This window comes from Xanthomonas sp. (assembly GCF_017163755.1).
GTDB lineage: Bacteria > Pseudomonadota > Gammaproteobacteria > Xanthomonadales > Xanthomonadaceae > Xanthomonas_A.
Map to the genome: position 1 here is coordinate 16,619 of NZ_JAFIWC010000044.1, position 12,679 is coordinate 29,297.

At 70.0% G+C, this 12,679-nt stretch carries 11 protein-coding genes; 2 read left to right on the plus strand and 9 right to left on the minus strand.

What is annotated here, in order from left to right; all coding sequences use genetic code 11:
• Window positions 1-36: 36 nt before the first annotated feature.
• From JR065_RS20310 to efp, 3 genes are read right to left on the minus strand one after another with little or no spacing between them, the layout of a single operon-like run.
• A complete protein-coding gene (locus JR065_RS20310; protein ID WP_206236299.1) occupies window positions 37-1,374 on the minus strand; it encodes a TRZ/ATZ family hydrolase in 1,338 nt (445 codons plus the stop codon).
• Between the two features lie 19 nt (window positions 1,375-1,393).
• Window positions 1,394-2,173 carry a hypothetical protein gene (locus JR065_RS20315; RefSeq protein ID WP_206236312.1) on the minus strand — a complete coding sequence of 260 codons (780 nt, stop codon included), beginning with the start codon at window positions 2,171-2,173 and terminating at the stop codon, window positions 1,394-1,396.
• 56 nt (window positions 2,174-2,229) lie between these two features.
• Window positions 2,230-2,796, minus strand: a complete 567-nt coding sequence (gene efp / locus JR065_RS20320; RefSeq protein WP_206236300.1) for an elongation factor P — start codon at window positions 2,794-2,796, stop codon at window positions 2,230-2,232.
• Window positions 2,797-2,897: 101 nt separating this feature from the next.
• Between efp and epmB the strand changes: the two genes are divergently transcribed.
• On the plus strand, window positions 2,898-3,929 hold the full coding sequence (epmB, locus tag JR065_RS20325) for an EF-P beta-lysylation protein EpmB (RefSeq protein WP_206236301.1): 1,032 nt from the start codon (window positions 2,898-2,900) through the stop codon (window positions 3,927-3,929).
• 210 nt (window positions 3,930-4,139) lie between these two features.
• Here epmB and JR065_RS20330 read toward each other — a convergent pair whose 3' ends face one another.
• The 3 genes from JR065_RS20330 to JR065_RS20340 all read right to left on the minus strand — a co-directional run bounded on the left by JR065_RS20330 (window position 4,140) and on the right by JR065_RS20340 (window position 8,009).
• Entirely contained in the window at window positions 4,140-6,284 is a 2,145-nt protein-coding gene (locus JR065_RS20330; RefSeq protein WP_206236302.1) for a putative bifunctional diguanylate cyclase/phosphodiesterase, read from the minus strand.
• Window positions 6,281-7,165, minus strand: a complete 885-nt coding sequence (locus JR065_RS20335) for a phosphate/phosphite/phosphonate ABC transporter substrate-binding protein (protein WP_206236303.1) — start codon at window positions 7,163-7,165, stop codon at window positions 6,281-6,283. The genes JR065_RS20330 and JR065_RS20335 overlap by 4 nt, the downstream gene beginning before the upstream one ends.
• Window positions 7,166-7,253: 88 nt before the next feature.
• Entirely contained in the window at window positions 7,254-8,009 is a 756-nt protein-coding gene (locus JR065_RS20340; protein WP_206236304.1) for an RNA methyltransferase, read from the minus strand.
• Between the two features lie 117 nt (window positions 8,010-8,126).
• Here JR065_RS20340 and JR065_RS20345 point away from each other — a divergent pair, with 117 nt between their 5' ends.
• Window positions 8,127-8,954 (plus strand): inositol monophosphatase family protein, encoded by an 828-nt coding sequence (locus tag JR065_RS20345; protein ID WP_206236305.1) that lies wholly within the window; start codon window positions 8,127-8,129, stop codon window positions 8,952-8,954.
• A 197-nt stretch (window positions 8,955-9,151) separates the two neighbouring features.
• On the opposite strand, the gene secF is transcribed toward JR065_RS20345, so the two are convergent.
• The 3 genes from secF to yajC all read right to left on the minus strand — a co-directional run bounded on the left by secF (window position 9,152) and on the right by yajC (window position 12,481).
• Complete coding sequence (secF, locus tag JR065_RS20350) at window positions 9,152-10,117, minus strand: protein translocase subunit SecF (RefSeq protein ID WP_206236306.1); 966 nt, start codon at window positions 10,115-10,117, stop codon at window positions 9,152-9,154.
• 112 nt (window positions 10,118-10,229) lie between these two features.
• Entirely contained in the window at window positions 10,230-12,080 is a 1,851-nt protein-coding gene (gene secD, locus JR065_RS20355) for a protein translocase subunit SecD (RefSeq protein ID WP_206236307.1), read from the minus strand.
• Between the two features lie 56 nt (window positions 12,081-12,136).
• Entirely contained in the window at window positions 12,137-12,481 is a 345-nt protein-coding gene (gene yajC / locus JR065_RS20360; RefSeq protein WP_206236308.1) for a preprotein translocase subunit YajC, read from the minus strand.
• Window positions 12,482-12,679: the final 198 nt, after the last annotated feature.

Genomic DNA, 12,679 nt, shown 5'->3' on the forward strand with positions numbered 1-12,679 from the left:
TGCAGCGCACCACGGGGCGAAGCGCCGGCGTCGCGCTCAGGCGCGCACGCTGCGGATGCGCTCGCGCCACTGCCGCGCGTTGGCGACCAGCGCCTCCACGTCCATGTCCACCAGCACGCGCTGCTCGAGCTTGGGCTGGCCGGCGATCCACACGTCGCTGACCTGCTGCCGGCCGCTGGCGTAGACCAGCTGCGACAGCACGTTGTGCAGCGGCTGGGTCTCCAGCGCCGACAGGTCCACGCAGACCAGGTCGGCCTGCTTGCCGACCTCGATCGAGCCGATCCTGTCGCCGAAGCCCAGCGCGCGCGCGCCCCCCAGCGTCGCCGCGCGCAGCGTGGTCGCCGCGTCCAGCGCGGTGGCGTCGTTGGCCACCGCCTTGGCCAGGATCGCCGCGGTGCGGTTCTCGCTGAACATGTCCAGGTCGTTGTTGCTGGCGCAGCCGTCGGTGCCGATCGCCAGGTTCACGCCCGCGCGCTGCAGCGCGCAGGCCGGGCAGAAGCCGGACGCCAGCTTGAGGTTGGACTCGGGGCAATGCACCACGCTGACCCCGCGTTCGGCGCACAGGTGGATCTCCGCGTCGGTGAGCTGGGTCATGTGCACCGCGATCAGGCGGTCGTTGACCAGGCCGAGCCGGTCCAGCCGCGCCAGCGGGCGCTGCCCGTACTGCTTGATCGAATCGGCCACTTCCTGCGCGGTCTCGTGGGTGTGCAGGTGCACTGGCACGTCGAGCTGGTCGGAGAGCATGCGCACGCGCTCGAAGTTGGCGTCGTTGACCGTGTACGGCGCGTGCGGGGCGAAGGCGATGCCGATCAGCGGATCGTCGCGCCACTGGTCGTGCACCTCGCAGGCGCGCTCGAAGTATTCGTCGGAGGTCTTGGCCCAGGCGGTGGGGAAATCGATGATCACCGTGCCCACGCGCGCGCGGAAGCCATGCTGCTTGTACACCGCCGCCTGCACGTCGGAGAAGAAGTAGTTCTCGTTGGCGCAGGTGGTGCCGCCGCGCAGCATCTCGGCGATCGCCAGCGCGGTGCCGTCGGCGACGAATTCCGGACCGATCACCGCGGTCTCCACCGGCCAGATGTGCTGTTGCAGCCACACCATCAGCGGCAGGTCGTCGGCGATGCCGCGCAGCAGGGTCATCGGGTTGTGGGTGTGCGCGTTGACCAGGCCCGGCAGCAGCGCCGCGTCCGGGCGCGACACGGTGCGTGCGGCGGAAAAGCGCGCGCGCGCATCGGCGATCGGCAGCACGGCGACGATCTCGCTGCCGCGCACCGCCACCGCGTGCTGCTCGAGCACCACCGCATGCGGCTCGATCGGGACCACGTAGCCGGCTTCGATCAGCAGGTCGCAGGATTCGGCGGGGTGAGAGGTCATGGCGGGCCTTGGAAGGAGGTTACGGTCGGAACGCCCAGAACGGCACCTGGGCGCCGGCGACGGGGCGGTATTGATGGCCGTCGTAGCGCAACGACTGGCGCTCGCGGCGGATCAGCGGGTTCGGCGTGTGGGTTCCGCCCGGGAAGCGCTCGCGCGCGATCCGCGCATCGAGCACGAGGTCGACGAAGCCGGCATGGCGCTGGCGGCCCAGTGCGACGGTGACGCTGGCCTGGTCGGTGACCACCGGCTTGTCCGCAGGGCCGCACGGCTCGCCGGCCACCCGCTGCCAGGCCTGCAGGCTCTGCTGCAGCACCGGCCGCAGTTGCCTGCCGTCGCGCACCAGCAGGGTCAGCTCGTCGTTGTAGGCGAAGTCCGGACAGCTCGGCCCGCGCGCCTGGTTGTGCAGCACCACGCCCACCGCGCGCACGCCCGGCGCCAGGTCGTAGCGCGCCGTGTCCAGGCGCAGCGCATGCGCGTCCAGCTCCAGCCCGGCGTCTTCGACCAGCGCGCGCGAGTACGTGGCCAGGACCTGCGCATCGGCGCTGGACAGCATCGCCACGCGCAGCTCGATGTCGCGCTCGCCAGATGCCGCCTCGCCGCGTGCGTAGGCCACCGCGGCCAGGGTCACGCCGGGATCGTAGGGCCAGGGCTTGCACGCCTGTGCGACGATCGCCGCGCGCGGCAGCGCGTCGGCGCCGGCCGAACCCGCGCCGACGCTGTCCAGCAGCTGCGTGCGGCATGCCAGCGGCGGCGCCTGCGCCTGCGCCGACCCCGCGGCCGCCGCCAGGCCGATGCACAGCAGCACGCCGGCCCGGCCGGAACCCGCGCGTCGCCGGCGGCGTGCGGCGGACACGCTTACTTGACGCGCGAGAAGTACTCGCCCGAGCGGGTGTCGACCTTGATCACCTCGTCCTGGCCGACGAACAGCGGCACCCGCACCACCGCGCCGGTCTCCAGCGTGGCCGGCTTGCCGCCGCCGCCGGAGGTGTCGCCGCGCACGCCCGGGTCGGTCTCGACGATCTTCAGCTCGACGAAGTTCGGCGGGGTGACCTGGATCGGCGTGCCGTTCCACAGCGTCACCACGCAGTCCTCCTCGCCCTTGATCCACTTGGCCGCCTCGCCGACGCCCGCCTTGTCGGCCTGCACCTGCTCGAAGGTCTCCTGCTGCATGAAGTGCCAGTACTCGCCGTCGGTGTACAGGTACTGCATGTTGGTATCGACCACGTCGGCCGCTTCCACGCTGTCGGTCGCCTTCATGGTCATTTCGACCACGCGCCCGGACTTGATGAAGCGGTACTTGATGCGGGTGAAGGCCTGGCCCTTGCCCGGCTTGACGTATTCGGTATCGGTGATGATCGCGGGCTCGCTGTTGACCAGGATCTTCATCCCGTTCTTGACGTCGTTCATGCCGTAGCTGGCCATCTGAAACTCCTCGGGTAAGGCAAACCCGCCGCGATCGGCGGCCGGCCGGATAGAATGGAAAGCCCCGCCGCGACCGGCGGGCACTCGTTTTATGACCGCATATGATAACCGCAGCCCCCCGCCCGATGCAGCCGTCCCCGTCCCCCGCCGCGCTGGCGCCGCCGCGCTGGCAGCAACTGTGGCGCGATGCGGTGCGCGATCCGCGCGAACTGCTCGCGGCGCTGGGCCTGGACGCGGCCGCGCTCGGCGTCTCCAACGAGGCTGCGACGCAATTCGCGCTGCGCGTGCCGCGCGGCTTCGTGGCGCGGATGCGCCATGGCGACCCGCACGATCCGTTGCTGCGCCAGGTGCTGCCGATCGACGCCGAGTCGCGCCGGGTGCCCGGCTTCGCGCTCGACGCGGTGGGCGACGCGGCGGCGAAGAAGGCTGACGGGGTGATCCAGAAATACCGCGGCCGCGCGCTGCTGGTCGCCACCGGCAGCTGCGCGGTGCACTGCCGCTACTGTTTCCGCCGCCATTTCCCGTACGCGGAGGAAACCGCCGCGCGCGACGGCTGGCGCGAGGCGGTGGCGGCGATCGCCGCCGACCCGGGCATCGACGAGGTGATCCTGTCCGGCGGCGACCCGCTGTCGCTGGCCACGCCCAAGCTGGCCGAGCTGACCGACGCGCTGGCCGGCATCGGCCACCTCAAGCGCCTGCGCATCCACAGCCGGCTGCCGGTGGTGCTGCCCGAGCGCGTGGACGCGCCGCTGCTGGCCTGGCTGCGCGCCCTGCCCTGGCCGCTGGCGTTCGTGATCCATGCCAACCACGCCAACGAGTTCGACGCCGGGGTCGATGCCGCGCTGGCGCGGCTGCGCGACACCGGCGCACAGCTGTTGAACCAGGCGGTGCTGCTGCGCGGGGTCAACGACAGCGTCGATGCGCTGGCCGCGCTCAGCGAGCGCAGCTTCGCCGCCGGCGTGCTGCCGTACTACCTGCACCAGCTGGACCGGGTCGAGGGCGTGGCCCATTTCGAGGTCGACGACGCCACCGCGCGCGCGCTGCACCGGGCCCTGGCCGCGCGCCTGTCCGGCTACCTGGTGCCGAAGCTGGTGCGCGAGATTCCCGGCGACACCGGCAAGCGGCCGCTGTAGGCGTAGGCGCAGCCGGGGCTGCGCCGGGACCGGGGACCGGGGACCAGGGACCCGGAAGAGCGGGTTCCCAATGCTGCAGATGCCGCTTTATTCGGCGAAGCGCCGTCAACGAAATGGGGCGCCGCAAACGTTCCCAGCACCCGGGCTTTTGTTGTTCCGGGTCCCGGGTCCCTGGTCCCCGGTCCCGGCTCCTCGTTGATCACGCCCAGGCTAGGCGTGGCCGTGCGGCGCGCCTTCGTTGGCCAGCAGCTGGCGGAACTCGCTCGCGCTGAGCGGATGGCTGAGCCAGAAGCCCTGCCCCAGTTCGCAGCCGCGCTCGCGCAGCAGGTTGAACTGGACCTCCTGCTCGATGCCTTCGGCGACCACGGTGATGCCCAGCGAATGCGCCATCGCGATGATCGCGGTGGTCAGGGCCAGGTCGTCAGGATCGCGCTGCAGGTCAGCGACGAAGCTCTTGTCGATTTTGACCCCGTCCACCGGCACCTGGCGCAGGTGGCTCAGCCCGGAAAAACCGGTGCCGAAGTCGTCCAGCCACACCTTGACCCCGGTGCGGTGCAGCCGCGCCAGCATGCTCGCCGCCTGCAGCTCGTCGCCGATCACCGCGGTCTCGGTCAGCTCCAGGTGCAACAGCGCGGCGGGCAGGCCCGACTCGCGCAGGCAGTCGGCGACGATCTCCGGCAGGTCGCCGCTGCGCAGCTGCCGCGGCGACACGTTCACCGACACGAACAGGTCGCGGCTGCCGTCGAAGCGCTGCCACAGCGTGGCCTCGCGGCAGGCCGCGCGCAGCACCTTGGGGCCGATGCTCTCGATCAGCCCGCTCTGCTCGGCCACGTCGATGAACACCGACGGCGAGATCGTGCCCAGCGACGGATGCTGCCAGCGCAGCAGCACTTCCACGCCGACCATGCGCCGGTCCAGGGTGCGGAAGATCGGCTGGTACACCAGCTTCAGTTCGCCGCGGTCCCAGGCGCCGCGCAGCTCGTGCTCCATGTGCACGCGCCGCTCCACCGCGTAGTCCATCGCGCGACTGTAGAAGCGGTGGCAGTTCTTGCCGGCCAGCTTGGCCTGGTACATCGCGATGTCGCCGTTCTTCAGCAGGGTCGAGGTGTCGGTGGCATCGTCCGGGTACAGGGTGATGCCCACCGAGGTGCCCATGAACACCTCGCGGCCCTGCACCTGCAGCGGCTCGCGCAGCTCCTGCACCAGCCGCTCGGCCAGCGCGGTGGCCACCCGCACCACGTCGTCGTCTTCGACCAGGATCACGAACTCGTCGCCGCCGAAGCGCGCCAGCAGCGCATCGTGGCCGCCGAGCCGTTCCACCGCCTGCTCGATGCGCCGCGCGAACTGCAGCAAGGCCTCGTCGCCGGCCTCGTGGCCGAGCGTGTCGTTGATCCGCTTGAAGTCGTCGATGTCGGCGAACAGCAGCGCCAGCCGCCGGTGCGAGCCGCGCATGGACAGCATGCGGTGGTCCAGCGCCTCGCGGAACGCGACGCGGTTGGTCAGCCCGGTCAGCGCGTCGGTATAGGCCATGTGCCGCACGTCGCGGTCGTGGCGGGCGATCGCCTCGCTCATGCGCCCGAACGCGCGCAGCAGCTCGCTGACCTCGTCGCGGCGGCCGCTGTCGCGGCGCTCGACCGCGTAGTCGCCGGCCTGGATCTGCCGCGCGGCCGCGGCCAGCCAGCGGATCGGCGCGACCAGCGTGCGCTGCACGTAGACCGCGACCAGCACCCCGATCGTCGCCAGCGCCGCCAGCAGCAGCAACAGCCAGCCCAGGTGGCGCTTGCCCAGCGCGGCCAGGCGCGCGTCCAGCGCCTGCGCGGCGCGGCGCTCGTAGATGCGCGCCTGCGCCCAGGACATGCCCACGCGCACGCCGCCGACGCGCTGGTCGCCGATCGTGATCGGCATCGACACGTCGAGCACGTCGCTGGATTCCTGGGTGAGCAGCCCGTCGGCGGCGATGGCCGCGGCGGCGAGCGGATCGCGCATGCGCTGGCCGTAGCCGGGCAGATCGTCGCTGCCGTCGTGGATCAGGCGGCCTTCGGCGTCGTAGACCAGCACGTAGGCCACGGTCACGTAGCGCGAGGCCACGCGCACCTGGGTGCCGATCGCATCCAGGTCCGAGTAGTACACCGGATTGGCCAGCGAATCGGCCAGCTGCCGCGCCAGCGATTCGCCGCGCGTGCGCAGGCTGGTGTCGAACAGGTTGTGGATCACGCTGCCGCTGAGCGCGCGCACTTCGCGCTGCATCGCCGCCTGCCGCTCCAGCAGCAGGCCCAGGATCGCCACGATCAGCAGGAACGCGGCCCCCATCGCCAACAGGAACCTGGCCTGCAACCCGAAGTACACCCTGTTCATTCGGCCTCGAGCTTCACGCGCGCAACGCCGGCGCGCAGTTCGTCCAGCCGCTGCTGCGCGCGCGCGTCCAGCGGCCGGAAGCCGGAGGTGCCGAAGAACTGCCGCAGCGCCTGGCTGCCCTGCGGGTCGCCGGCCGCCTGCAGCAGCACCTCGCGCAGCCGCGCCTGCACCGTCGGCGGCAGATCGCTGCGCACCATCTCCACCGCGCGCGGGAACGGCGCAGTCTCGTGGACGATGCGGAAATCGCGCCGGAACGCGGCCGGCACGTGGCGGCCGTCGTCCCAGTCCAGGTTGCTCAGCGCGCCGGCGTCGACCAGCCGCTTGTGCACGAACGAGGCGACGTTGAGCTCCGAACGCGCGAACACGTAGCCCACCGACGCCGCCGAGGCCTGGTCCTTCGGCGACAGCAGGATCTCCGGGTGCAGGCCGTGGTCGAGCAGGGTCATCATCGGCACCACGTAGGCGCTGGTGGACAGCGTGCTCTGCAGCGCCAGGGTCCGCCCCTGCAGGTCGGCCAGGCCGCGGACCGGCGAGTCGCGGTGCACGAAGAACACGGTGCGGTATTCGTTGACCCCGTTGCGCTCGGTCAGCAGCAGCGGCCGCGCGCCGCCGCGCTGCTGCAGCGCCATCGCGGTGCCGGCGGTCTCGGTAACCCAGTCGACCCGGCCGCGGCGCAGGTAGCTGCTCATCTGCTGGCTGTCGCGCGCCATCAGGATCCGCCCGGAGGTGATGCCGACGCCGCGCATCCGCGGCACCACGTAGTCCAGCAGCGGCTTGAGCTGCTCGTAGTGGGCCTTGGGGTTGTCGCTAATGCGTCCCAATACCAGCACCGAGGGACGCGCGTGGGCGCCCGCGGGCCAGCAAAGCGCCAGCCAGGACATGACGACAAGCCAACGCAGACTGAGCAACCTACATTCCCCCTGTAGAGGCACCAAGCCTAGCGGAAAGCGACTGCCTGTGACAGCGTCTTCACACCTTGCCCTGTCCTGCCAAACGCGCCATCCGCTGCGCATCGGACAGGATGCCGCGCAGCAGCCGCACCTCCTGCTCGGTCAGCGCGTTGCGCAGGAACAACCGGCGCAGCTTGCGCATCGCCGAATCCGGCGCGCGGCCCTTGTGGAAGTCGATGTCGTCTAGCGTCTCGGCCAACTGGCCGAACATGCCCTCCAGTTGCGCATGGCTGGCCGGCGCCTCGCGGAACCCGGGCGCCGGCGGCGCCGGCGCCTCCCCGGCCAGCTGCGCCAGCCGCACTTCGTAGGCCAGCACCTGCACCGCGGCGGCCAGGTTGAGCGAGCTGAACGCCGGATCGGACGGGATGTGCACCGCCGCATGGCACAGCTGCAGTTCCTCGTTGCTCAGCCCGGTGCGCTCGCGCCCGAACACCAGCGCCACCTCGGCCGCGTCCGCGGCGGCGGCGACCAGGCGCTGCGCGCCGGCCTCGGGCAGCAGTTCCTCCAGCGACACCCGCCGGCTGCGCGCGGTGCAGCCCAGCACCAGCTGGCAGTCGGCCACCGCCTCGGCCAGCGATTCCAGCACCGGCGCGTTCTGCAGCACGTCCTCGGCCCCGGCCGAGCGCCGGTAGGCGTCCTCGTCGAGCGCACGCTCCGGGGCCACCAGCACCAGCCGCGACTGGCCCATGGTCTTCATCGCCCGCGCGGCCGCGCCGATGTTGCCGGGGTGCTGGGTACCGACCAGGACGAAGCGGATGCGTGGGGAAGCGGTCATGGCGAACGACGATGCGGAGCGGACGGGGCGTAGATGGTAAACTGCGCCGCCGGTCGTCGCGCCGGACCGTTCTTTTCCTCCGCCAGATCCTTCTCCGCCCTATCGGGAGCCGTTGCCATGCAGAAACCCGCCGTCACCGTCATGGTCAAGGCCGCCCGCCTCGCCGGCAACGTCCTGTTGCGCCACATCAACCGGCTCGAAGCGCTGAACGTGGTGCAGAAGGACCGCATGGACTACGCCAGCGAAGTCGATGCCGACGCGGAGAAGGTCATCATCAAGGAACTGCGCCGCGCCTACCCGGACTACGGGGTGATGGGCGAGGAAAGCGGCGTGCAGGGCGGCGGCCGCTACATGTGGGTGATCGATCCGCTGGACGGCACCAGCAACTACCTGCGCGGCTTCCCGCACTACTGCGTATCGATCGCGCTGGTGGAGAACGGCGAGCCGATCGACGCGGTGATCTTCGACCCGCTGCGCAACGAGCTGTTCACCGCCAGCCGCGGCAACGGCGCGGTGCTCAACGACCGCCGCATCCGCGTCAGCGAGCGCAAGGACCTCGGCGGCTCGGTGGTCAGCACCGGCTTCGCGCCGCGCGAGCGCCCGCGCACCAGCGCCCAGCTCAAGTGCATCGACGCGCTGATGGTGCAGGCCGAGGACATCCGCCGCGCCGGTTCGGCGGCGCTGGACCTGGCCTACGTGGCCTGCGGCCGCACCGACGCGTACTTCGAAGGCGGGGTGAAGGCCTGGGACATCGCCGCCGGCGTGCTGCTGGTGCGCGAGGCCGGCGGCCGCATCACCGACTTCAAGGGCGCCACCCCGGGCCGCATCGACGACCGCGGCCCGCAGAGCTTCCAGGTCGTGGCCGGCAACATCAAGGTCAGCGACGCGCTGCAGAAGCTGATCGCCAACACCGGCTATGCGGCGGAGTTCGATGCGAAGTTCTGAGGGAAAAGCCGGGACCGGGGACCAGGGACCGGGGACCCGGAACAGCAAGAGCCGAAGCTACGGCGCTCCGTAATTCATCGGCGACGTTCGCCGCAAGAAAAAAGCCGCGCATCTGCGCGGCTTTTTCGTTCGGAATCTTGCAGCAGCGAAAACCCGCTCTTCCGGGTCCCCGGTCCCCGGTCCCTGGTCCCGGCTCCTCAGGGCCTGCGCGCCAGCGCCTCGACGTCCTTGGCCTTGGGCAGCAGGTCCTGCTTGGTGACCTGGAACGGCCCGATGGTCAGCATCGGCACGGCCACGATCACCGAGGACACCACCACGATGACCGCCCCGACCATGTGGGTCAGCGCCAGGCCTTCCATCGACTCGCCGCCGTACAGGTACAGCGCCAGCGCCGACAGGAAGAACATCACCGCGGTGATCACGGTACGCGACAGGGTCTGGTTGATCGAGCGGTTCAGCACTTCCAGCGGCTCCACGCGCAGGCTGCGGAAATTCTCGCGGACGCGGTCGAACACCACGATGATGTCGTTGATCGCAAAGCCCATCACCGACAGCAGGCCCGCCAGCACGGTCAGGTCGAACTCGCGCCCGGTCAGCGAGATGTAGGCCACGGTCACCAGCAGGTCGAACAGCGCGGTGATGCTGGCCACCACCGCGAACTTCCATTCGAAGCGGAACGCGATGTAGATCAGGAAGCCGACCAGCATGAACACCGTGGCGTACACGCCGTTGAGCGCCAGGTCCTTGCCGACCTGCGGGCCGACGAACTCGCCCGGCTGCACCGTCGCCGGGTTCTCGGCGGTGGTGACCGCCTTGCGCACCTGCTCGGCGAGGTTCGTGGTCGCGTCCTCGTTGTTGTGCTCGCCCTGCGGCTGCAGGCGGATCACCACCTCGTTGCCGCTGCCGACGTTCTGCACCTGCGCGTTCTCGAGGCCGGCCGCGTCCAGTTGCTCGCGCACCGTGTCCACGTCCACCGGCTTCTCGAAGCGGGTCTGCACCAGCGCACCGCCGGTGAACTCCAGCGCGTAGTTGAAGCCCTTGGCGAAGATGATGCCCAGCGAGGCGACCGTCAGCACCAGCATCAGCGCCAGCGTCGGACGCCGCCAGCGCATGAAGTCGATCTTGGTGTCGTTGGGAAGCAGATGAAGCGGGAAGATTTTCATGGAGACCTGCTCTTCATGTTTTGGACCCCGCACAGGGATGTGCGGGCTCTTGCGAAGGACTCGCTTTTTCCGACCCGCATATGGATGTGCGGGCTCTTGCGAGGGACTCGCATCAAATGGCGACGGACTTGAGCTTCTTGCGGCGGCCGTAGATCAGTACCGCCAGCGCGCGCGACACGGTGATCGCGGTGAACATCGAGGCGAAGATGCCGATGATCATGGTCAGCGCGAAGCCCTTCAGCGGCCCGGTGCCGAACGCGTACAGCGCCACGCCGACGATCAGCCCGGTCAGGTTGGCGTCGAGGATGGTGCCGCCGGCCTTGTCGTAGCCCGCCGCGATCGCCGTCTTCGGCGGCACGCCCATGCGCAGTTCCTCGCGGATGCGCTCGTTGATCAGCACGTTGGCGTCCACCGACAGGCCCACCGACAGCGCCAGGCCGGCGAAGCCGGGCAGCGTCATCGTCGCGCCGAACAGCGACATCACCGCGACCACGATCAGCAGGTTCATCAGCAGCGCCACCGAGGTGATGACGCCGAACATGCGGTAGTACACGCCGAAGAACACCAGCGTGAACAGGAACGCGTAGATCACCGCGGTGACGCCGCGCTCGACGTTCTCCGCGCCCAGGCTCGGGCCGATCACGTATTCCTCGACGAAGTCCATCGGCGCGGCCAGCGAGCCGGCGCGCAGCAGCTTGGCCAGGTTCTCGGCCTCGACCTTCTCCAGGCCGGTGGTCTGGAAGTTCTTGCCGAACACGCCGGCGATGCGGGTCGGCGCGAGCGCTTCTTCACTGACCCGCACGCTGCGCACTTCCTTGCCGTCGACCATGCTCACGGTCGGGATGCGCTCGATGTACACCACCGACATCAGCTTGCCGGTGTTGGCGCTGGTGTAGTCGAACATGCGCTGGCCGGCGACGTTGTTGAGCGTGACCGACACCGCCGGCAGGCCGTTCTGGTCGGTGCTGACGGTGGCATTGACCATCTGGTCGCCGGACACCAGCACGCGCTTGTTCAGCAGCACCGGCGCGCCGCTGTCGCGCAGGCGGAACACCTTGGCTTCCGGCGGAATGTTGCCGGTGCGCACCGCGTCCTCGGCGTTGCCTTCGACCACGCCGCGGAACTCCAGGGTGGCGGTGGCGCCGATCATGCGCTTGGCCTCGGCGGTGTCCTGCACGCCCGGCAGCTCGACCACGATGCGGTCTTCGCCCTGGCGCTGGATGATCGGCTCGGCCACGCCCAACTGGTTGACGCGGTTGCGCAAGGTGGTGAGGTTCTGCTCGATCGCGCCGCTGGCGATCTGCTGCAGTTCGGCGTCGGGCACCGTGACCACGATGCGCTGGCCGCTCAGGGCGTAGGTGAGCGTCGGCTGCGCCTTGGCCAGCGCGTCGCGGGCCTTGCTGCCGTCGGCGGCGGCGCTCTCGCTCAGCGCCACCTCGATGCTGTTGTCCGCGCGCCGCTCCACCGAGCGGTAGGCGATGCGGTTGTCGCGCAAGGTGGTGCGCATGTCCTCGGCGAAGGCGTCCAGGCGCTTGTCCAGCGCCGCCTTCTGGTCCACCTGCAGCGCGAAGTGCACGCCGCCGACCAGGTCCAGGCCGAGCACCATCGGCTTGCCGCCGATCGAGGACAGCCAGTCCGGCACGGTCGAGGCCAGGTTCAGCGCCACCGTGTAGTTCTCGCCGACCTGCTGGCGCAGCACGTCGTTGGCGCGGGTCTGCGCCTGCAGGTTGGGCAGGCGCACCATCAGGCTGTCGCCTTCGTTGGCCACCGACTTGGGCGTGATGCCCGCCGCCTTCAGCGTGGCGGACACGCGCTCGCGCAACGCCTCGTCGAGCTGGCCGCCGCGGCTGGCGGTGATCTGCACCGCAGGGTCCTTCTGGTAGACGTTGGGCAGCGCGTACAGGGCGCTGACCGCCAGCACGATCAGGATGAGGAAGTACTTCCAGCGCGGAAACTCGAGCATTGCAGGACCCCGCGCGACGCCACGCCGGCGCCGCGCCTAGCAGTAGAGGAAATGAATCAGGCGGACTTCAGCGTGCCCTTGGGCAGCACATTGCCGATCGCGCCCTTCTGGACGCGGATGCGCACGTTGTCGGCCACTTCGATGGTGATGAAGTTGTCGCCGATGTCGGTGACCACGCCGGCCATGCCGCCAGAGGTGATGACCTCGTCGCCGCGGCTGAGCTTTTCCAGCATCGACTTGTGCTCTTTCTGCCGCTTCATCTGCGGGCGGATCATCACGAAGTACATCACCGCGATCAGGATCACGGGCAGCAGGAACATCTGCAGGCCGCCGCCGGCGGGCTGGGCGCCGCCAGCGGTCTGCGCCTGGGCGGCGGGAATCAGGAAATCGAGCGGGTTCATTGGTGTGTCCTATCTATGGTTGGGCGGTTCGTCGCCTCGAGGGCACGGACCGCGATTCGCCGCCTGGGGCGGGCAAGCAGCCGCCGATTATGCCACGATCTCGGCGTGCCCTCAGAGCGGCCCTGCCGCCCTTCTCCCACCGGGAGAAGGTGCCGCGCAGCGGCGGATGAGGGTACGGGCGGGCCGGTGCTGTTCGGT